The sequence below is a fragment of the Streptomyces sp. B1866 genome, from assembly GCF_031932565.1.
Classification (GTDB): Bacteria; Actinomycetota; Actinomycetes; order Streptomycetales; family Streptomycetaceae; genus Streptomyces.
Genome location: NZ_JAVSCF010000113.1, coordinates 1 through 19,578, shown reverse-complemented (window position 1 = coordinate 19,578; position 19,578 = coordinate 1). Strand labels below are relative to the sequence as shown.

The 19,578-nt window shown below is 77.1% G+C and carries 15 protein-coding genes; 10 read left to right on the top strand and 5 right to left on the bottom strand.

Features of this window, described 5'->3' with window-relative positions; genetic code table 11:
* The first annotated feature begins 154 nt into the window (after positions 1-154).
* Together gndA and RKE29_RS16435 are read left to right on the top strand one after the other, a co-directional pair.
* Positions 155-1,594 (top strand): NADP-dependent phosphogluconate dehydrogenase, encoded by a 1,440-nt coding sequence (gene gndA, locus RKE29_RS16440; protein WP_312006149.1) that lies wholly within the window; start codon positions 155-157, stop codon positions 1,592-1,594.
* 188 nt (positions 1,595-1,782) lie between these two features.
* Positions 1,783-3,843, top strand: coding sequence for an AMP-binding protein (locus tag RKE29_RS16435; protein ID WP_312006148.1), 2,061 nt, complete (start codon positions 1,783-1,785; stop codon positions 3,841-3,843).
* On the opposite strand, the gene RKE29_RS16430 is transcribed toward RKE29_RS16435, so the two are convergent.
* Positions 3,785-5,281, bottom strand: a complete 1,497-nt coding sequence (locus RKE29_RS16430) for a hypothetical protein (protein ID WP_312006147.1) — start codon at positions 5,279-5,281, stop codon at positions 3,785-3,787. The two genes, RKE29_RS16435 and RKE29_RS16430, sit on opposite strands and share 59 nt — an antisense overlap.
* Before the next feature lie 230 nt (positions 5,282-5,511).
* Here RKE29_RS16430 and RKE29_RS16425 point away from each other — a divergent pair, with 230 nt between their 5' ends.
* The gene (locus RKE29_RS16425; protein ID WP_312006146.1) at positions 5,512-6,009 is read left to right on the top strand and encodes an OB-fold domain-containing protein; all 498 of its coding nucleotides are present in this window, start codon (positions 5,512-5,514) and stop codon (positions 6,007-6,009) included.
* A 40-nt stretch (positions 6,010-6,049) separates the two neighbouring features.
* Here the strand turns inward: RKE29_RS16425 and RKE29_RS16420 are convergent, their stop codons facing one another.
* Positions 6,050-7,852 (bottom strand): AMP-binding protein, encoded by a 1,803-nt coding sequence (locus tag RKE29_RS16420; protein WP_312006145.1) that lies wholly within the window; start codon positions 7,850-7,852, stop codon positions 6,050-6,052.
* 380 nt (positions 7,853-8,232) lie between these two features.
* On the opposite strand from RKE29_RS16420, the gene RKE29_RS16415 reads away from it, so the two are divergent.
* The 6 genes from RKE29_RS16415 (at position 8,233) to RKE29_RS16390 (ending at position 14,308) form a co-directional block, all read left to right on the top strand.
* Positions 8,233-8,718 carry a non-heme iron oxygenase ferredoxin subunit gene (locus RKE29_RS16415; RefSeq protein WP_312006144.1) on the top strand — a complete coding sequence of 162 codons (486 nt, stop codon included), beginning with the start codon at positions 8,233-8,235 and terminating at the stop codon, positions 8,716-8,718.
* A complete protein-coding gene (locus RKE29_RS16410; protein WP_312006143.1) occupies positions 8,715-10,049 on the top strand; it encodes an SRPBCC family protein in 1,335 nt (444 codons plus the stop codon). Before RKE29_RS16415 ends, RKE29_RS16410 begins: the two co-directional genes overlap by 4 nt.
* Positions 10,046-10,609: a 3-phenylpropionate/cinnamic acid dioxygenase subunit beta gene (locus RKE29_RS16405; RefSeq protein WP_312006142.1), complete on the top strand. Its 564-nt coding sequence runs from the start codon at positions 10,046-10,048 to the stop codon at positions 10,607-10,609. Before RKE29_RS16410 ends, RKE29_RS16405 begins: the two co-directional genes overlap by 4 nt.
* An 84-nt stretch (positions 10,610-10,693) precedes the next feature.
* Positions 10,694-11,737, top strand: a complete 1,044-nt coding sequence (locus RKE29_RS16400; RefSeq protein ID WP_312006141.1) for an LLM class F420-dependent oxidoreductase — start codon at positions 10,694-10,696, stop codon at positions 11,735-11,737.
* A gap of 96 nt (positions 11,738-11,833) precedes the next feature.
* Positions 11,834-13,069, top strand: a complete 1,236-nt coding sequence (locus RKE29_RS16395) for a TetR family transcriptional regulator (protein ID WP_312006140.1) — start codon at positions 11,834-11,836, stop codon at positions 13,067-13,069.
* A gap of 288 nt (positions 13,070-13,357) precedes the next feature.
* Entirely contained in the window at positions 13,358-14,308 is a 951-nt protein-coding gene (locus RKE29_RS16390; RefSeq protein ID WP_312006139.1) for an acetaldehyde dehydrogenase (acetylating), read from the top strand.
* 14 nt (positions 14,309-14,322) lie between these two features.
* On the opposite strand, the gene RKE29_RS16385 is transcribed toward RKE29_RS16390, so the two are convergent.
* On the bottom strand, positions 14,323-15,912 hold the full coding sequence (locus tag RKE29_RS16385) for an APC family permease (RefSeq protein ID WP_312006138.1): 1,590 nt from the start codon (positions 15,910-15,912) through the stop codon (positions 14,323-14,325).
* Positions 15,913-16,296: 384 nt separating this feature from the next.
* Between RKE29_RS16385 and RKE29_RS16380 the strand changes: the two genes are divergently transcribed.
* A complete protein-coding gene (locus RKE29_RS16380) occupies positions 16,297-16,752 on the top strand; it encodes a TerB family tellurite resistance protein (RefSeq protein WP_312006137.1) in 456 nt (151 codons plus the stop codon).
* 33 nt (positions 16,753-16,785) lie between these two features.
* On the opposite strand, the gene RKE29_RS16375 is transcribed toward RKE29_RS16380, so the two are convergent.
* On the bottom strand, positions 16,786-17,265 hold the full coding sequence (locus RKE29_RS16375) for an NUDIX domain-containing protein (protein ID WP_312006136.1): 480 nt from the start codon (positions 17,263-17,265) through the stop codon (positions 16,786-16,788).
* 244 nt (positions 17,266-17,509) lie between these two features.
* Entirely contained in the window at positions 17,510-19,240 is a 1,731-nt protein-coding gene (polX, locus tag RKE29_RS16370) for a DNA polymerase/3'-5' exonuclease PolX (protein ID WP_312006135.1), read from the bottom strand.
* Between the last annotated feature and the right edge of the window lie 338 nt (positions 19,241-19,578).

The following is a 19,578-nucleotide window of genomic DNA, read 5'->3' as shown; positions in this document are numbered from 1 at the left end:
CGCCCCGCGCCACCGGCCGCGCCCGCCGCGGGCTGGTTGCACCGGGCCCGCGCGGGGCACCCGGCACGGCGGCACGGCACGGGTCCGCCCGCCGCGTACCGGCGGCGGACTCGCCGCGCCGACGACGCAGGCACGACAGGCAGGAGCCGGCGGCATGGCGCAGCAGGCGCACATCGGCGTGACCGGGCTGGCGGTGATGGGCCGCAACCTGGCGCGCAACTTCGCCCGGCACGGGCACACCGTGGCCGTGCACAACCGGACCGAGGCGCGGACCCGGGCCCTGGTGGAGGAGTTCGGCCACGAGGGCGCGTTCCTGCCTGCCCGGACGCCCGAGCAGTGCGTGGCCTCCCTGGAGCGGCCGCGCCGCCTGGTGGTCATGGTCAAGGCGGGCGCGCCCACCGACGCCGTCATCGAGGAGTTCGCGCCGCTGCTCCAGCCGGGCGACATGATCGTGGACGGCGGCAACGCGCACTTCCAGGACACCCGGCGCCGCGAGGCCGCGCTGCGCGAGCGCGGCCTGCACTTCATGGGCACCGGCGTGTCGGGCGGCGAGGAGGGCGCGCTGCACGGCCCGAGCGTCATGCCGGGCGGCTCCGCGGAGGCGTACGCGGCGGTGGGCCCGCTGCTGGAGGACATCTCCGCGAAGGTCGACGGCGTGCCGTGCTGCACGCACATCGGCCCGGACGGCGCCGGTCACTTCGTGAAGATGGTGCACAACGGCATCGAGTACGCGGACATGCAGCTCATCGCGGAGGCGTACGACCTGCTGCGGCGGGTGGCGGGTCTGCCGCCCGGCGAGGCGGCGGAGGTGTTCCGCGCCTGGAACGGCGGCCGGCTGGAGTCGTACCTGATCGAGATCACCGCCGAGGTGCTGGCGCACACCGACCCGGTCACCGGCGGGCCGTTCGTGGACGCGGTGCTGGACCGCGCGGAGCAGAAGGGCACCGGCCGCTGGACGGTGCAGACGGCGCTCGACCTGGGGGTGCCGGTGAGCGGGATCGCGGAGGCGGTGTTCGCCCGCTCGCTGTCGGGCCACGCGGACCTGCGCGCGGTCGCCCGGGCCCTGCCCGGGCCCGGGCAGGGCGCGCGGCCGGCCGGGGAGGCCGCGCGGCGGTTCGCCGACGACGTGGAGGAGGCGCTGTACGCGTCGAAGATCGTGGCGTACGCGCAGGGCGCCCACCAGATCCAGGCGGGCAGCCGGGAGTACGGATGGGGGATCGACCCGGGTGCCGTCGCGGCCATCTGGCGCGGCGGGTGCATCATCCGCGCCCGGTTCCTGGACCGGATCCGGCAGGCGTACGACGAGCGCCCGGACCGGGTCACGCTGCTGGACGCCGAGTACGTCGCGCAGGCGCTGGGCGCGGCCCAGGGCGCCTGGCGCCGGGTGGTGTCCACGGCCGCCGCGCTGGGGGTGCCGGTGCCCGGGTTCGCCGCGGCCCTGGCGTACTACGACGGCCTGCGCTCGGAGCGCCTGCCGGCCGCGCTGGTGCAGGCGCAGCGCGACTTCTTCGGCGCGCACACCTACCGGCGGGCGGACCGCGACGGCGTCTTCCACACCCGCTGGGGCGGCGACCGGGGCGAGGAGCCGGCCTGAGGCCGACCGCGCTCGCGCCGGGCGGCGCGCGCGGAACCGGCGGGACGCGCGGGGCGTGGAGGAGGAGACGAGGACGGGCCCACGTCCCGCGCCCCGCGCGCCGTACGGTCGCCGCGCCCCCGCGCGCCGTACCGCCGCCGGCGGCCGCCGGACGGGCCCGGCGGCCGTACGACCGGGGGGATGACGACGTGTCCGAGCAGAGCGGGAAGCGCCCTCGCAGACCCGGCGGGCGGCGCGCGGCCGGGCCGCCCGAGGCCCGGCCGGTGCACCGGATGGTGGAGGACCAGGCGCGGCTCGCGCCGTCGGCACCCGCCGTGGTGCGCGGCGGTGACACCCTCAGCTACGCCGGGCTGGACCGCGCGTCCGGCCGGCTGGCGCGGCGGCTGCGCGCCGCCGGCGTGCCCGCGGGCGGGCTGGTGGCCGTGTGCCTGGAGGATCCGGCCGACGCGGTGGTGGGCATGCTCGGCGTGCTGCGGGCAGGCGGCGCGTACGTGCCGGTGGCGCCCGGCGCGCCCGAGCCGCACCTGCGGCATGTGCTGGCGGACGCCGGCCCGGTGGCCGTGGTGGCGCGCGGGCCGCTGCCGGTGGCCCTGGCCGACGCGGTGGGCGCGGACCGGGCGGTGGTGCTCCTGGACGACACCGGCGGACCGCAGGACACGGGCGTTCCCGATGCCCCGGGCGTGTCCGACGCCCCGGGCGCTCCTTCGGATGCGGACGCCGCCGGCGGCCCGGCCGGTGCGGCGGATGTGGCCTGCGTGCTGTACACGGCCGGCACGACCGGCCCCGCCACGGGGGCGCTGACCGGGCATCAGGCCCTGGCGCGCGGGTACGCGGCGTGGCGCGCGGTCTTCCGGCTCACGCCCGCGGACCGGTATCTGACCACGGTGGAGCCGGAGTTCGCGGGCTTCACGGCCGCCTGGGTGCGCGCGCTGTGCTCGGGCGGGACGCTGGTGCTGCCCGCCGCGGGGCCGGAGGCCGGGCCCGCGGGCCTGCGCGAGGAGATCGTCCGCGCCGCGGTGACCGTGCTGGACTGCGGTGTGCACGTCGTCCGGGACCTGCACCGGCACCTGCGGGTCAGCGGCCTGGACCTGGGCGCGGTCCGGCTGGTGGCGGCCGGCGGGGACAGCTGGTACCTGGACGAGCAGCTGGAGCTGCGCCGGACGCTGGGTCCGCGCGTGCGGATCCTCGGCGTCTACGGGCCGGCGGAGGCGGCCGGCGGCGCGGCGTACTTCGAGTTGCCCGACCGGCCCGCGGCCGTCGCCCACCCCGAGCGGCTGTCGCTGATCGGGGTGCCGTTCCCGCACGTGACCGTGACCGTCGCCGGGCCGGGCGGCGCGCCGGTCGGGCCGGGGGCGGTGGGGGAACTCGTCCTCGGCGGGCCGGGGGCGGCGCTGGGCCGGGTGCGCGGCGGCTCCGGGGGCGGGCGGCGCGGGCGCGGGCGTACCGGCGACCTGGGCCGGGTGCGCGAGGACGGGCGGCTGGAACACCTCGGGCGGCGCGGGGGCCACGCGGACGCCGAGGCGGTGCTGCGCGGCCACCCGTCGGTGGCCGCGTGCCTGGTGGCCGAGGCCGGTACGGGCGCGGGCCGACCGGAGCCCGTCGCCTACGTGGTGCCGGCCGACGGCGGCCGGGTGGACCCGGGCGAGCTGCGGCTGTTCCTGTCCGCCCGGCTGCCGCGGGACCGGGCTCCGCGGGCGGTGGTGCCGGTGGCGGCGCTGCCGCGGACCCGGGCGGGGAAGGCGGACCGGTCGGGGCTGCCGCGGCCGGTGCCGCGGGGCGCGGCGGGTCCGGGGACGGGCGGCAAGGCGTCGGCGGCCCTGGGCGCGCCGACGGGCCCGGGGGCGTCGATGGCGGCGCTCACCGGCGTGTTCACCCTGCTGGCCATGCTGCTGACGGACACCTTCTGGCCGGGGTCGACGGACGTGTCGCTGGTGCCGCAGCCGTGGGCGACGCTGTTCGAGGGGCTGTACCTGTGCGAGTGCCTGGCGTTCGGGCTGGGCGTGGCGTTCCTGGCGCACGGCAGGCCGCTGATGGCCCGGCTCGGCCGCTCGCCGGGGCTCACCGCGGCGGCGCACCTGGCGATCGTGTGGCTGCTCGTCTCGTGGTGGCCGCAGGACAACTCCTACCGGCTGGCCGGGCGGACGGACTGGGCCCGGCAGGCGGCGCTGGTCTACGGGTTCAACGTCACCCTCATGCTCGCGGGCGCGGTGGCGGCCGTCTTCGCCGCGCGGCGCCCCGCGGACCGCTGAGGCCGCGGCCGCCGGGGCCGCCGGGGCCGCTCTCGCGGTCGAGGTCCCGGAACATCCGGCCCAGCGCCCGGTTGGCTGCGCGCAGCACCGCCTCGGCCGCGTCCAGGGCCCCGGGGGTGGGGGCGGCGAGCGCCACACCGGCGTACGGGTCGGGCTCGTAGCTCGCGGTGGGGATGGTCGGCAGCAGCGTCACGCCGAGCGGCCGGCACCGCCGGGCCACCTCCGCCAGGTGGTCCAGCAGGTCCCGGGCGGGCAGGCGGGCGCCCAGCGGCAGACGGTCGAGGGTGCGCACGGCGGGCGGGCCGCCGCCGTGCAGGCGGGCCAGCCGCGCCTGGAGGGCGAAGGCCGCGGCCGGGCCGGTGAGCCGGAGGTTGGTCTCGACGGGCGCGAGGCGGCCCGCCCGGTCGGTGACGAAGTCCACGTCGTACCAGCCCCGGTAGCCGTCGGCGGCCAGGGCCCGGCCCACGGCCGCGCCGAACCGCGCCGCGATGGCGGCCAGCGGCCCGGGCAGGGCGCCGGGGCCGACGGTGACGCCGCGGTAGCGGGTGCCGGCCACGTCCATCAGGCCGGTGCCCACCGGGTGGACGGTGCCGTCGCCGGCGACGAACCCGTCGAAGGTGGGGTTGCGATGCGGGCCGCGGCCCGCGACGTGGTCCTCGATGAGCAGGGGCCCGCGCGGCGGCGCGGTGCCGGGCGCGCGGCGGGCCCAGGGGATCGCGTACGCGCGTCCGGCCCGGCGGGCCTGGGCGGGGGTCAGCACGGCGGTGGCCGAACCGCCCGCGCCGTACTCGGCCTTGACCACCGTCGTGAGCCCGGCAGCGGCGCGGGCGGCCAGCAGGCGGGCGGCGTGGCGCGGGGAGGCGGCGTGCCACTGGGCGGGGACGACGACGCCGGGGTGGTCGGGGGCGAGCCGGGCGAACAGGGCGTGCGCGGCGGCCTTGGACTCGTGGCGGCGGACGGCGGCCAGCGCGCCGGCCGCGCCCGGCGGGTGCTCGGCGCGGCAGGAGGCCGCGAGCCGGTCGGACGCGGCGGTGCGGCCCCAGGGGATGAGCGGGGGCCCGGCCGCCGCGATCCGCTCCCGGAGGGCGGGCCGGGCGCGGACCGCGTCGCACAGCCCGGACTCGCCGTCGACGCCGCCGTACACCTCCACGCCCTCCCAGTCCAGCAGCCGCTCCAGCAGGCGCGTCCAGGCGGGGTCGACGTGGCGCGGCAGGACGACGATCCGGGGGCGGGGGCTGAGGAAGGCGGCGAGGCACGCGTAGTGGTCGCCGCTGCCGCGGACGGTCGGGGAGGCGCCGGGGAACTGGGCGTGGAACTCGCCGACGTTGCCCAGGTGCACGGCGGGCCGGCCGCCGGTCCAGGCGGCGGCCCAGGCGGGTTCGCCGGTGCGGCCGGGCGCCTCCGGCGGCGGCGCGGGGGTGTCCCGTTCGCTGCGCATGGGCGGATTGTGCCACCGGCGTGCGGCCGGCGGCAGGGCCGGTCCGCTCGGCCCGCCGCGCCGGAGCCGGTCAACTCCCGTCCCTGGCAGGTGTGTTCGCGGCCGGGACGGCGCGGGAGCGGGGTCCGTGACCAGACCAAATAATGGGCACTCAGTGCCTTTACAGGCGGCACTGAGTGCCATACTTTTGTTGCACCTCGGTTTCGGGCCGACGACAGGGAGGTGCCCTCGTGTTGCACTCAGGGATAAGGACCGTTCAGGACCGACCAGACACCGCCGTGGACGGCGGCCGCTTCGAGGCGGCGGCGTCCCTTCTCGGCGCCCCCGCGGACGGGGCCGCGCCGCGCGCCGCCGACTCCCCCGCGGCGCCCGTGGTGAAGGACGGCGCCCTTCACTACCAGCGCTGTCGCTGGTGCCGCACCGCGGCCTTCGGGCGGGTGCTGTGCGCGGTGTGTGGCTCGACCGAGTGGGACTGGGAGCGCAGCAGCGGCACCGGGATCGTCCGCCGCTCCAGCGTCGTCCACCGCAACACCGACCGGCGCCACAACCAGTCCCTCATCGACATGGCCGAGGGTTTCCGCCTGCACTGCCGGGTCGTGGGCGCGGCCTCCGGCTCGGTGCGCGTGGGCTCCCGGGTGCGGCTGGCCACGTCCGACAGCCCCACCCAGCGGGAACTGGTCTTCCGGGTCTGCGCGGACGACGACGCGGACCGGCCGCGGTTCCGCTGACTCTTCCCGGCACTCCTCCCGACCGCGGTCGGCGCCGGCCTCACCCGGCCGCGGGTCCGCCGGCGTCGCCCGGCCGGTCCGCTCGGCCCGGGCCGCCGGGGCCCGGTCCCGGGGCGGGCCGCGCCGCCCGGTCCGCTCCGTGGCCGGGCGGCCCCTCGAAGGCCGGCCCGGCGCCATGGGTCTGCCCACGCGCGGGCGGCGTCGCACCGGCCGCCTCCGGCCGGGAAGGCTGGGAAGGCCCCGTACGGGCGGGCTTTGCACGGTCCGTACGGGACGGGTCCGTACGGGCCGCCCAGAGGTCCCGCAGCGCCCTGCGGTCGGCCTTGTTGGCGGGCGTGAGCGGGATCCGCTCCAGCGGCGTGATGGCCGCGGGCCGCTTGTAGCCGACCAGTCGGCCGGCCAGGTACGCGTGCAGCTCGGCGGTGCCCGCCGCCCGGCCCGGCTCGGGCACGACGAACGACACCGGCAGTTCGCCGCGGCGCGGGTCGGGGACGCCGATGGTGACGGACTGCCGGATGCCCGGGTGCGCGGCCAGCACCTCGTCGATCTCCCGCGGGTAGACGTTGAAGCCGCTGACGATGATCATGTCCTTCTTACGGTCGACGATGCGCAGGTAGCCGTCCTCGTCGAGCCGGCCGAGGTCCCCGGTGCGCAGCCAGCCGTCCGTCAGCGCCGCCGCGGTCTGCTCCGGCCGGCCGCGGTAGCCGCGGAACAGGTGCGGGCCGCGCACCAGGATCTCGCCGACGGTGCCCGGCGGCAGGGCCGCGGAGCCGTCGTCGGCGGCGACGCGCACCTCCACCAGCGGCGCGGGCCGGCCCACGGTGCCGGGTCGGGGCTCCGCGCCGGGCGGCTGCGCGGTGATGGGGGCCAGCTCGGTCATGCCGAACGCCTCGCGGATGGGCACGCCGGTGGCCGCGCGCCACCGGTCGAGCAACTCCAGCGGGAACGGCGAGCCGCCGCCCGGGCACACGCGCAGGTCCGACAGGTCGGCCGAGGCCAGCGCGGGCTCCGCCAGCAGTCCGGCGTACAGCGCGGCGGGGCCGCCGGAGAACACCGACGCCCGGTGCCGCACCAGGGCCTCGACCACCGGGCCGGGCCGGAAGCGGTCGAAGACCACGGCGGTGGCGCGCCCGTACACGGGGTTGAGCACGCCCATCAGCAGGCCCCAGATGTGGAACACCGGCGCCACCGTCAGCCACACCTCGCGGTCCGCGCGGGTGGGCCAGCACGCCTCCATGGCCCGCACGGTGAGCATCACCGAGCGGTGGGTGTGGTCCACGCCCTTGGGCACGCCGGTGGTGCCGCCGGTGTACATCAGCGTGGCCAGGTCCTCCGGCCCGGGACCCGCGCGGTCCGCCAGGTCCCAGGACGCCTCGCCGCTCCAGGTCTCCAGCGCCAGGCCGTCCGGGCCCAGGGGGAGTACGGGCACGCCCCGCTCGGCCGCGAGGGCGGCCGGCACGTCCGCGGCGCCGCCGCCCGTCACCACGGCGGCCGGGTCGGCGTCCGCCAGCAGCGGCCGCATCTCCGGCGCCGGATAGCCGGGGTTGAGCAGCGCCACCTGCGCGCGGGCGGCCAGGGCGGCGAAGACGGCGACGGCCGCCTCCGGCCCGCTCGGCAGGACGACGGCCACCCGCCCGCCCGCCGCGCCCGCCCGCTCCAGGCGGGCGGCGAGCGCGGCCACGCACCGGCCGTACGCGCGGTAGGTCAGCGTCCGGTCGCCGTGGCGCACCGCGACCCGGTCGGGTGCGGCGGCCACGGCGTGCCAGAACGCCTGCACGACCGTGTCGCAGGGCTGCCGTCCCGCTCCGGCCGGCAGGGCGGCACCCGCTGTCTTTGGCGGCATGCATCCTCCTGCGCTCGGGGCCGGCCCATTATCTCTCGATTGGGCAATCGGCTGGTAGACCGTCACCGCGCGAGCACACGGCCTTCACTCCGCACCGTCGACCAGGGTCTTACCATGCAACGGAGCAGCCGTTACCATCTTTTGTCGATTATTCAATCGACTTGGTACGTCGGACGGGGGTGTTCGGCCCGGTGCCCTGTAAAGCCGTGCCCTGTAAAGCCGTGCCCTGGGAAGCCGCGCCCTGGGAAGCCGCGTCCCGCGCAGCCGTGTCCCGTGTGCCCGTCCGGGCCGCCGGGCCGCGCCCCGCTCCCGCCCCGACCCGTGACCGCCCGCCGCCTCCGCCCCGGCCGGCCGCGGCGGACCGTCCGAAGGAGCCGTCCATGGGACCCGCCACCGACGCACCCGGAGCGCAGGACCCCGCCGCCGGGCCGTCCGCCGACGAGCCCTCCCCCGACGAGCCGCCCCCTGGCGAGCCGTCCCCCGGCGGTGGGCGGGCCGCGTCCCGGCGCGTCCGCCTGCTGCCCGCCGACGCGCTGGCCCCCGGCCAGATGCGGCGGGTCGAGACCTCAGGCGCCGGACCGCTCGCCGTGTACAACGTCGGCGGCGCCGTGTACGTCACGGCCGACACCTGCCCGCACGCGCGGGTGCCGCTGACCGACGGCGACCTGGAGGGGGACGTGGTGGTGTGCCCGGCGCACCTCGCCTCCTTCTGCGTGCGCACCGGCGCCGCCCTGTCGGCCTTCCCGCCCACCGGCCCGCTGCCGGCGTACCCCGCCGCCGTCGAGGACGGGCACATCGTGGCCGAGCTGCCCGGCGCGCCGGGACACGCGCCCGGGCACACGGCCGGGCGCCGGAGGGCGTCGTGACCGCGGCGCGCACGCGCGGGGCGCCCGACTGGCTGGCGCTCGACGGCCTGGAGGAGGGCTGGCTGGACCGCCGCGTCTTCCACGACCCGGAGGTCTACGAGCTGGAGCTGGAGCGGATCTTCGCGCGCTGCTGGCTGTTCCTCGCGCACGAGTCGCAGCTGCCCCTGCCCGGCGACTTCCTGACCACGTGGATGGGCGAGGACAACGTGCTGGTGGTACGCGGCCGCGACGGCCGGATCCGCGCGTACCTCAACAGCTGCCCGCACCGCGGCAACCGGGTGTGCACCGCCGAGCGGGGCAACGCCCGCGGGTTCGTGTGCAACTACCACGGCTGGTCGTTCGGGCTGGACGGCGCGCTGACGGGGATGCACGAGGCCGCCGCCTTCGAGCGCGCCCCGGGCTTCGACCGCTCCCGGCTCGGCCTGGCGCCCGTGGCGGGGCTGGACGCCTACAAGGGCCTGGTCTTCGCCACCCTCGACCCGCAGGCCCCGTCGCTGGCGGACTACCTCGGCGACTTCACCTACTACCTGGACGTGATCCTGGACAACGACCCCGGGGGCACGGAGTTCGCCGGCGGGTCGATCCGCTCCCGGCTGAAGTGCAACTGGAAGATCGCCGCGGAGAACTTCGCCGGCGACGCGCTGCACGCGGCCTGGACGCACGCCTCGGGCGCGCGGGCCACGCTCGGCCGGCCGATGGCCTCCCTGGCGGACCCGGACAGCGAGAGCTACCACGTCAACGTCAACGGGCACGCCTGGGAGTTCAACCTCGACCGGCGCGGCAACGCCGCCACGCTCCAGGAGCCGCTGGTGATGCAGTACCTGCGCGACCGCCAGCGGCAGTTCGAGGAGCGGCTCGGCCCGCTGCGCGCCCGCATGACCGCCTCGGTCTCCTCGGTGAACGTCTTCCCGAACTTCTCCTTCCTGCCCGGCCAGAACACCTTCCGCACCTGGCAGCCCAAGGGTCCGGACGTCACGGAGCTGCACACCTGGGTGCTGGTCAACCGCGCCGCGCCGCAGCCGGTGAAGGACGCCTGGCGGCGGGGCGCGATGATGACCTTCTCCCCCGCCGGGCTGTTCGAGATGGACGACGGGGAGAACTGGGAGCTGGCCACCCGCGCCGCCCGCGGGGTGGCCACCCGCCGCCGGCGCCTGTACTACGGCCTGGGCCTGGGCACCCGCGTGGACCACCCGGAGCTGCCGGGCAACGTCTACCGCTGCCAGGTCAACGACGCCAACCAGCGGGCCCTGTACCGCCGCTGGTCGCGCCTGGTGCGGGCGCGCACCTGGGCCGAGGTGGAGGACGACGCGCCGGCCCGGGGGACGGCGTGAGCACCCCGCCCGCGAGCCGGGCGCAGCCGCGCGCGGCCTCGCCCGGCCGGGTGCCGGACGCGGCGCTGGTGTGCGAGGTGCAGCAGTTCCTGTACCTGGAGGCGCGGCTGCTGGACGCCGAGGCGTACCACGACTGGCTGGACCTGCTGACGGAGGACGTGCGGTACTGGGTGCCGGGCGTGGAGTACCGGCAGCGGCGGGACACCGCGGGCCCCTACGGGCCCGGCCGGATGGCGTACTTCGACGACACCAAGGAGACGCTGGCGCGGCGCGTCCGGCGGCTGACGGACGCCACCGCCTGGTCCGAGGACCCGCCCACCCGGCACCTGCACCTCGTCAGCAACATCGAGGTCGCGCCCGCCGCCGACCCGCGCGAGCTGCTGGTGCGCTCCGCGTTCGTCAACTACCGCAGCCAGTGGGGCAACGAGGAGACGGTCCTGTACGGGCGGCGGGAGGACATCCTGCGGCGCGGCGACGACGGCCGGCTGCGCATCGCCCGCCGCGCCGTCGAGCTGCGGCACGGCATACTGCCGGGCAAGAACATCAACACCTTCTTCTGACCGCGTCCGACAGGGGAGCCGCACCGTGCCCGGCCACCGCCCCGCCCCGCCCCCGTCCCGGCCCGCCGCGGCCGGACCCGCCGCGTGACCGCGCCCCGCGCGGCCCCGGACCCCGGCCGTCTGCCACGCCTCACGGTGGCCCTGGGCCTGTGGCAGGACCGGCCCGCCGAGGAGGCCCTGGCCACCGCGCGGCTCGCCGACGCGCTGGGGTTCGGCGAGCTGTGGATCGGCGAAATGGCCACCTACGACGCCTTCGCGCTGGCCACCGCGATCGGGCGGGGCACGGCGCGCATCCCGCTGACGGTGGGCCCGCTGGCCGCGGCCGTGCGCGACCCGGCGATGATCGCCATGGGCGCGGCGTCGGTGGCCCAGCTCACCGGCCGCGGCGTGGGCGTGGCGGTGGGCGCCTCCAGCCCGGTGGTGGTCTCCCGCTGGCACGGCCGGGACCACCGCCGCCCGGCGGTCGCGCTGGCCGAGTCCGCCGCCGCCCTGCGGGCGTTCCTGGAGACCGGCACGGCCGACGTGGCCGGCGAGGTGGTGCGCACCCGCGGCTTCCGGCTGCGGCTGCCCGTCCCCGGCCCGCGGCTGACCGTCGCCGCCTTCGGCCCGGCGGCCCTGGCGGTGGCGGCCCGGCACGCCGACCGGCTGGCGCTGGCGCTGGTGTCCGCCGCGGCGGCGGGCGAGACGGCCGCGAGGGCGGCCACGCTCGCGGCGGCGGCCGGGCGGCCCCGGCCCGAGGCGGCCGTGTGGGTGCCGGTGGCGGTCACCCGCGGTCCGGGCACGACGCCGGGGCAGGAGCGGGCCGCGGTCGAGCAGGTGCGCCGCATGCTGGTGGCCTACCTGGCCGCGCCCGGCTACGCGGAGATGTTCGCGCGGGCCGGGCACGGCGAGGTGGTGGCGTACGCGCGCCGGACGCCCCACCCGCGCGAGCTGCTGCGCGCGGTCCCCCGCGAACTGGTCGAGCACGTCGCGGTCTTCGGCGACGCCGAGGCCGTACGGCGGCGGCTGGCCGCCTACGGCGCGGCCGTGGACGAGGTCGCCGTCCTGCCCTGCGCCACCCCTGAGGACCCCGCGGGCGCGCACACCCTGCGGACCGTCGCCGCACTGGCCCGGCAGGACGTTCCCTAGTGCTGTGGCCGGAAGGGCCGCGGCCGGGTGCCGCGGCCGGCGGCCTGCGTACGATGAGGGCTGCCGCGGCGGATGCGAGAGGGAGGGCGGTGCCCCATGGCGACACGAGCGGGAGCCGCCGCCGCGGCACGGACCGGGCGCCGCGCGGACGAGCGCTCCGACGACTGGCGGCGCAGGCGCCGTGAACTGCTGGACACCGCCGCCGAGGTGTTCTTCCGGCGCGGCTTCCAGGCCGGGACGACCAAGGAGATCGCCGAGCTGGCCGGCATGAGCCAGTCCACGATCTACCACTACGTCCCCTCCAAGGAGCAGTTCATGGCGGAGATCGCCCGGCAGGTCTCCACCGACTTCACCGAGGCCCTGCACCGGGCGCTGGACGGCGACCCGTGCCCGAGGCAGCGGCTGGGCCGGGTGATCGACGCGTTCGTCTCCTCCCTCGTCGTCAACCAGAAGACGTTCGCCGTCTACTGGCAGGAGTACCGCTCCATCCCGGCCGACGCCGCGCGGGAGGCCCGCGCGCTGGAGCGCGCCTTCGTGGCGCGCGTGGAGGAGGTGGTGGCCGCGGCGCAGGACGCCGGGGTGCTGCCCGCCGGGCACGCCACGCACGTCCTGAGCGAGGGCATCCTGGGCATGCTGAGCTGGACCTACTGGTGGTACCGGCCGGGCGAGCACACCCCGCAGCAGGTGTCGGCCGCCTACCGGGACCTGGTCGGGCTCGGCTGCCCCCGCGGCCCGCGGGCGCGGCCGGTGGACGAGCGCGCCGAGGAGCGGACGCGCAAGCGGCGCGAGCTGCTGGACATCGCCGCGGGCGTGTTCTTCCGGCGCGGCTTCGAGGCGGGGACGACCAAGGAGATCGCCGAGCTGGCCGGCATGAGCCAGTCCACGATCTACCACTACTTCCCGTCCAAGGAGCGGCTGATGGAGGAGATCGCCCGCCAGGTCTACGGGGACTTCTCCGAGGCGCTGGACCGGGCGCTGACCGGCGACCGGTCACCGGCCGCGCAGCTGGGCCGGGTGATCGACGCGTTCGCCGCCTCCGTCGTCGTCAACCAGAAGACGTTCGCCGTCTACTGGAAGGAGTACCGGTCCATCCCGCGCGAGGTCGCCCGGGAGGCGCACGCGCAGGAGCGCGCGTACGTGGGCCGCGTGGAGCGCATCGTGGCCGCCGCCCAGGAGCAGGGGGTCCTTCCGTCCCGGCACGCCACCCAGGTCCTCAGCGAGGGCGTCCTGGGAATGCTGAGCTGGATGCACTGGTGGTACCGGCCGGGCGAGCACACCCCGCAGCAGGTCGCGGCGGCCTTCCGCGACCTCGTCGGGCTCGGCGGGCGGTGACGCGCGCCGCGCGGGCGGGGCGGAGCGGCGGCCTGGCGGACCGCCGGGCGGACGGGTGTCACCCCGCCGTCCGCCGGACCTTCGATTGAGCGATCGAACTGCGCGCACGGCCCCCAGCCCACCCGGGTCCCTGGTCCCACCGGGCCGGGGCAGGGTTTATCGAAGCCCGTGCGCGCTGTTAGCATCCCGGGTGTCGATTGGTCGATCGGCTCGAACCGGCGGACGGCGGCGGCAGGACCGCGACGCTTCGACGTCCGCTCGCTTGGCCGGCCGCGAAGGAGGGCTGCTGTGGCGTCCAACCCGCGCACCCGGGTCGCCGTCCTGGGCTCCGGCAACATCGGCACCGACCTGATGATCAAGGTGAGCCGGTGGTCCCGGAGCCTGGAGATGGCCGCGATGGCCGGGGTGGAGCCCGGCTCCGAGGGGCTGGCCAGGGCCCGGCAGCTGGGGGTGGCCACGACGCCCGGGGGGATCGACGGACTGCTGGCCCTGCCGGAGTTCCGGGACGTGGCGATCGTCTTCGACGCCACCAGCGCGGCGGAGCACCCCCGGCACGACACGCTGCTGCGCGCGGCGGGCCGCAGGGTGGTCGACCTGACGCCCGCGGCGCTCGGGCCGTACGTCGTCCCGCCGATCAACCTCGGTTCGCACCTCGACGCGCCGAACGTGAACATGGTGACCTGCGCCGGGCAGGCCACCATCCCGATCGTCGCCGCGGTGTCCGCCTTCACGACCGTCTACCACGCCGAGATCGTCGCCACCCTCGCGGCCACCTCGGCCGGGCCCGGCACCCGGGCCAGCCTGGACGACTCGATCCGGACCACGGCCCACGCGATCGAGACCGTCGGCGGCGCGGCCCGCGGCAAGGCGGTGATCATCCTCGATCCGGCCGACCCGCCGTCCACCATGCGCGACCGCGTGCACTGCCTGGTCAAAGCGTGCGGCGAGGAGGGCGTGCGCACCTCGGTGGAGCTGATGGTCGACCAGGTCAGCACGCACGTCCCCGGCTACCGGCTGCGTGCGCCGGTCCGCTTCGCGCGGGTGGCCGACGACGACCCGCTGCGCGCGCTCGCGCCCGCGGACGCGGCGGACCTGATGCGGGTGTCGGTGCACCTGGAGGTGGAGGGCGCCGCCCACTACCTGCCCGCCTACGCCGGGAACCTGGACATCATGACCTCGGCCGCGTTACGCGCCGCGGAATGGCTGGCGCTCCCGCGCGCCCACGAGACCTGCGCCTGACGGCCCCGCGGCCGTCATCCGGTCCCGCGCTCGCCGGCGCCGTCACGGGGGTCGGCGCCGGCGAGCGCGAAGCGGCCCAGGCGCGCGTACGTCCCGGGCCGCCGGGCCCGCAGGACGAGCGCGACGGCCAGGCCGGCGGCGAACGGCGCGAGCGCGATCCACGGCAGGTAGCGGATGAACGGCACGTCCTCGGCGCCCGCGAGCACCCGGCGGTTGTCCACCAGCAGGTAGCAGGCGCCGGCCATGGCCGCCCCGCCCACCACGGGCGCGAGCAGGGTGGTGAACCAGTGGAAGCCGTCGCGGGCGGTGGTGAGGAAGTAGCGGATGATCGCCAGCGACGCCAGCGCCTGCACGCCCAGGATGCCGAGCACGCCCAGCAGCGGCGACCAGGTGCCGAGCTTGACCAGCGCGGCCTCGTCGCTGGAGTCGTACAGCACGAACGCGAGGGTGTACAGGCCCGTCACGGCGGTCACGGTCATGGCGGCGACGGCGGGGCTGTGCCGGCGGGAGGTGCGGGCCAGCGCCGTCGGCAGGACGCCCTCGCGGCCGAGGGAGAACAGGTAGCGGGCCGCGGTGTTGTAGAAGGCCATGGCGCAGGCGAAGGAACTGGTGACGGCCAGCGCCTCGACGGCCGTGGTCAGCGGGGAGCCGACGTACCGGTCGGTGAGCGGGTAGAAGGCGGAGGCGAACGCGCCGTCGAACTGGTCCTGCACCGCCCGCACCGACTCCGGCAGGCCCCAGCCGGTGACGAACATGTAGGAGGCGAAGGTGTAGAAGACGCCCAGGCCGATCACGGAGCCGTAGGTGGCCAGCGGCGCGATCCGCCGCGGGTCGCGGGACTCCTCCGCGTAGTTGGGCGCCATCTCGAAGCCCACCCAGGACCAGAAGGCGGCGAACAGCGCCACGCCGGAGGCCGCGGTGCCGAAGACGTGCGCGGCCTCGCCGTTGCCGAACACCTCGGCCGGGTTCAGCGGGGCGGCGGCGAAGCCGCGCTTCCCGCCGTGCACCGCGACGCCCACGCCGAGCGCCAGCAGCGCCAGCACCTCCGAGACCAGCAGCACGCCCAGGACCTTCGCGGTCAGCTCGACGTGGAACCAGGCGAGCAGGCTCATCACGGCGAGCCCGGCGGCCATGTAGGCCCACGCGGGGAGGGACCGGCCCGTCCACTCCTCGACGCTGGTGGCGGCGAAGTAGCCCATCACCCCGGTGACCGCCGAGGCGAATACCATGTAGCAGACGGCGATGAGCACCCCGGAGCCGACGCCGACGGCACGGCCCAGGCCCCAGCTGACGAAGGTGTAGAAGCCGCCCGCGGAGGTCACCCTGCGGCTCATGGCGATGTAGCCGACGGAGAACACGGTCAGCGCGAGGGTGGCCAGCACGAAGGCGGCGGGCGCCGCGTACCCGCCGCCCATCACGGCGACGGGGACGTTGAACAGCATGGCGGTCAGCGGGGCCGCCCCGGTGACGACGCAGAACAGCACGGACGGCAGGCCCAGGGCCCGGGAGTCCAGGCGGCCGGGGCCGGGCGGGGCGCCGGCGGGGGCGGCCGGGGCCGCCGGGGGCGGGGCGGGGGACGGCGCGGGCGCGGGGACCTCGGTCATGTCGGCCTCAACCTCACCATCGGCAAGCGGGGCGGTGCCGTGCGGCGCGCACCGGGCGCCCGCCGCACCGCGCCGCGCGCACCGCGGCACACGCCGGCGCCGCACAGGGAAGGTCGAGCATCGCACACCGGCCACGGATCGTTAAGCGCGCCCGGTTGCGGGCCTGTTGCCGTCCGGTTGCACCGGCCCGGCCCGCCGCGCGGGCGACCCCCGCGGGCCTCCTTCCGGGCCGTACCGCGGCTCCCGTGCCCCGGACCGGACGGCCGGTCCGGGGCACGGGGCGCCGCCGCGTCCACGGGCGGCGGGCCGTGGATACTGTTTAGGTAATCAGCCCCGGCCGGGCCGGTTCCGACCCGGGGCGTCTCGACACCGTACGGAGTGGCAATGGCCCTGTGGGATCGCGTCAAGGAATCCGCCCAGTCGATGCAGACCCAGCTGGTCGCGAAGAAGAACGACCTGAAGAGCGGTGCGTTCCGCGACGCCAGCATGGCGATGTGCGCGCTGGTGGCCGCGGCGGACGGCTCGATCGACCCGGCTGAGCGGCGGCGCGTCGCCCAGCTGATCGCCACCAACGAGGTCCTGCAGAACTTCTCCGCCGACGACCTGCGGCAGCGCTTCGAGACCTACGTCGACAAGCTCACCACCGACTTCGACTTCGGCAAGGTGAGCGTGCTGCAGGAGGTCGCCAAGGCGAAGAAGAAGCCGGCGGAGGCGCGCGCCGTCATCCAGATCGGCATCGTCATCGGCGGCGCCGACGGCAACTTCGACAAGACCGAGCAGGCCGTGGTGCGCGAGGCGTGTTACACGCTGGAGCTGCCGCCCGCCGAGTTCGACCTGTAGCCGGCGCGGGCACCGCGCGGCGGGCGCGGGTGCTCAGCCGCCGAGCCGCTCGGCGAGGCGATCGAGGAAGACCCGCTGCCCCGCGACGAGTCGGGCGCGCGCCGGGCCGGGGGCGCACCACGCGACCCGGTCGACCTCCGGGAACTCCCGGGTGCGGCCCGAGCCGCGCGGCCACTCCATCGTGAAGGTGCCGGGGACGACCGTGCCCGGGTCCAGGTCGCCGGCGACCGCCCACACCGTGACGGTCTTGCCGCCGGACTGCCGCGCGGAGCCGAGCGGCCAGGGCTCGCCGCCGGGCGGCGACAGGCCCAGCTCCTCCTGGAACTCGCGCCGCGCGGCGGCCCACGGGTCCTCCGGCGGCTCGTACTCGCCCTTGGGCACCGTCCAGGCGCCCTCGTCCCGGCGCGCCCAGAACGGGCCGCCCATGTGGGCCAGCAGGACCTCGAAGGCCGTGTCCGGCCCGCCGGCGGGCCGGCGGAACAGCAGGATGCCGGCGCTGCGCTTTCCCGTCACGGTGCCCAGTGTCCGGCAGGCCCGGCGGGCGGACCAGCGCGGTGCCGGGGCTGCGCTTTCCCGTCACGGTGCCCAGTGTCCGGCAGGCCCGGCGGGCGGACCAGCGCGGTGCCGGGGCCCGGCACCCGGGCGGCGCGGCGCGCTGCCCGNTGCCCAGTGTCCGGCAGGCCCGGCGGGCGGACCAGCGCGGTGCCGGGGCCCGGCACCCGGGCGGCGCGGCGCGCTGCCCGGGTGCCGCACGGTGCTACGGGCCGTCCCCGGGGCCGCGCAGGAAGCGGCTGAGGCGGTCCCAGGGCCAGGTGTTGATCACGTCGTCCCCGGTCAGCCAGGCGCGCTGGGCCACGCCCACGCCGTAGCGCAGGTCGGTCAGGGCGCGCGCGGAGTGCGCGTCGCTGTCCACGGCGAACCGCACGCCCCGCCGCCTGGCCCGCCGGGCCAGGCCGTCGGGCAGGTCCAGCCGGCGCGGCTGGGAGTTGATCTCCAGCGCGGTCCCGGTGCGGGCGCACGCCTCGAACACCGCGTCCCAGTCCACGTCCAGGCCCGCGCGGCGGCCGAGGATCCGGGTGGTGGGGTGGCCGATGACGTGGACGTGCGGGTTCTCGCAGGCCCGCAACAGCCGGCGGGTCAGCGCGTCCTGGTCCTGGGTGAAGTGCGAGTGCACCGACGCCACGCACACGTCGAAGCCGGCGAGGAAGGACGCGGGCCAGTCCACGCCGCCGTCGGGGCCGATGTTCAGCTCGGTGCCGTGCAGCAGCCGCATGCGCCCGTACCGGCCGTCCAGGGACCGCACCTGGGAGCGCTGGCGCAGCGTCTTGTCGTCCGTCATGCGCTGCATGGGCAGGTCGGGCGCGTGGTCGGTGACGGCGTAGTAGGCGAAGCCGCGGTGGGCGGCGGTCCGCACCATCTCCTCCAGGGAGGTGACGCCGTCGGTCAGGTCGGTGTGGGTGTGCAGGTCGCCTCTGAGGTCGGACAGGGTCACCAGCTCGGGCAGTTCGCCGCGCGCGGCGGCGTCGATCTCGCCGCCGTCCTCGCGCAGGGTCGGCGGTATCCACGGCAGCCCGAGGCGGGCGTAGACGTCCTCCTCGGTGCGGGCCGCGGCCCGGCGCCCGGTGTCGGTGTGGAAGAGGCCGTACTCCGAGAGGGTGCAGCCCTGCCGCAGGGCGAGTTCGCGGACGCGGATGTTGTGCGCCTTGGAGCCGGTGAAGTACAGCAGCGCGGCCCCCCAGGCGCTGGGCGGCACGACCCGCAGGTCCACCCGCAGGCCGCTCGCGGTGCGCACCGAGGTCTTCTTCGGGCCCTGGACCATGACCTCCGACACGTACGGCGCGGTGGCCAGCGCGGCCATCAGCGGGCCGGGGCGGCGGGCGGCCGCGAGGACGTCGACGTCTCCCACGGTGTCGCGCATGCGGCGCAGCGACCCGGCGTACGCGCACCGCTCGCACTCGGGGAGGGCGGAGAGCGAGCCGGTGATCTCCTCGGCGAGTTCCATGGCGACGTCGAGCGGGACCCGGACGGCGGCCTCCTTCAGCAGCCCGGCGCCGTGCAGGATGCGCTCCTCGGTCTTCGGCCCGAAGCCCGGCAGGTCCCGCAGCCGGCCCTCGCGGACGGCGGCGACGAGCTGGTCCACGGAGGCGATGTCCAGCTCGCGGTAGAGCATCATCGCCCGCTTGGGTCCGACGGCGGGGATGGCGACCAGCTCCCGCACCCCGGCCGGGATGCGCCGCCGCAGCTCTTCCAGAGCGGTCATGGTGCCGGTGCGCAGCGACTCGGCGATCTTCCCCGCGACCGACGTGCCGACGCCCGGGATCTCCTGGAGGCCCTTGGCGTCGAGCTGGGAGACGTCGGTCTGGTAGCCGGTGACCGCGCGGGCCGCCTTCTCGTAGGCGCGCGCCCGGAAGGCGTCGCCGCCGGTGATGACCATGAGGTCGGCGAGCTCCCGCAGCTGAGCCCCGACCGTGTCGTTGGACCGGGCCATACCCACCACTCTAGGAGATTTCGCCCGCACCTTCAGCGGCCCGGCGGGCGGGCGGCGGGCGGCGCCCGGGGCGCGCGGCCCGGTGCCGCGCCGGACGGGCCGCGGGGGCCGCGCGGGACGGGGGCGGATCAGGCGCGCGGGGACTGCGTGGACGGGGCGGCGCGGGGCACTCGGCGGGCGTACGGACGTTTGTCGCCGACCCGAAATCCCTGGAGGCCACCGTGGCACGGCAGGACGACGCGGCGCGCGGCCGGCCGCACTCCCGCGAGCCCGCCCCGCCCTCCCCCACCCCGCCCCCCGGCCCCGGTCCCGGCCCCGAGCCGGGGCCCGCGCCGGGC

Coding starts and splice junctions, on each gene's coding strand:
- gndA (WP_312006149.1), top strand. CDS start 155: ATGGCGCAGCAGGCGCACATCGGCGTGACCGGGCTGGCGGTGATGGGC.
- RKE29_RS16430 (WP_312006147.1), bottom strand. CDS start 5,281: ATGCGCAGCGAACGGGACACCCCCGCGCCGCCGCCGGAGGCGCCCGGC.
- RKE29_RS16420 (WP_312006145.1), bottom strand. CDS start 7,852: ATGCCGCCAAAGACAGCGGGTGCCGCCCTGCCGGCCGGAGCGGGACGG.
- RKE29_RS16415 (WP_312006144.1), top strand. CDS start 8,233: ATGGGACCCGCCACCGACGCACCCGGAGCGCAGGACCCCGCCGCCGGG.
- RKE29_RS16395 (WP_312006140.1), top strand. CDS start 11,834: ATGGCGACACGAGCGGGAGCCGCCGCCGCGGCACGGACCGGGCGCCGC.
- RKE29_RS16385 (WP_312006138.1), bottom strand. CDS start 15,912: ATGACCGAGGTCCCCGCGCCCGCGCCGTCCCCCGCCCCGCCCCCGGCG.
- RKE29_RS16380 (WP_312006137.1), top strand. CDS start 16,297: ATGGCCCTGTGGGATCGCGTCAAGGAATCCGCCCAGTCGATGCAGACC.
- polX (WP_312006135.1), bottom strand. CDS start 19,240: ATGGCCCGGTCCAACGACACGGTCGGGGCTCAGCTGCGGGAGCTCGCC.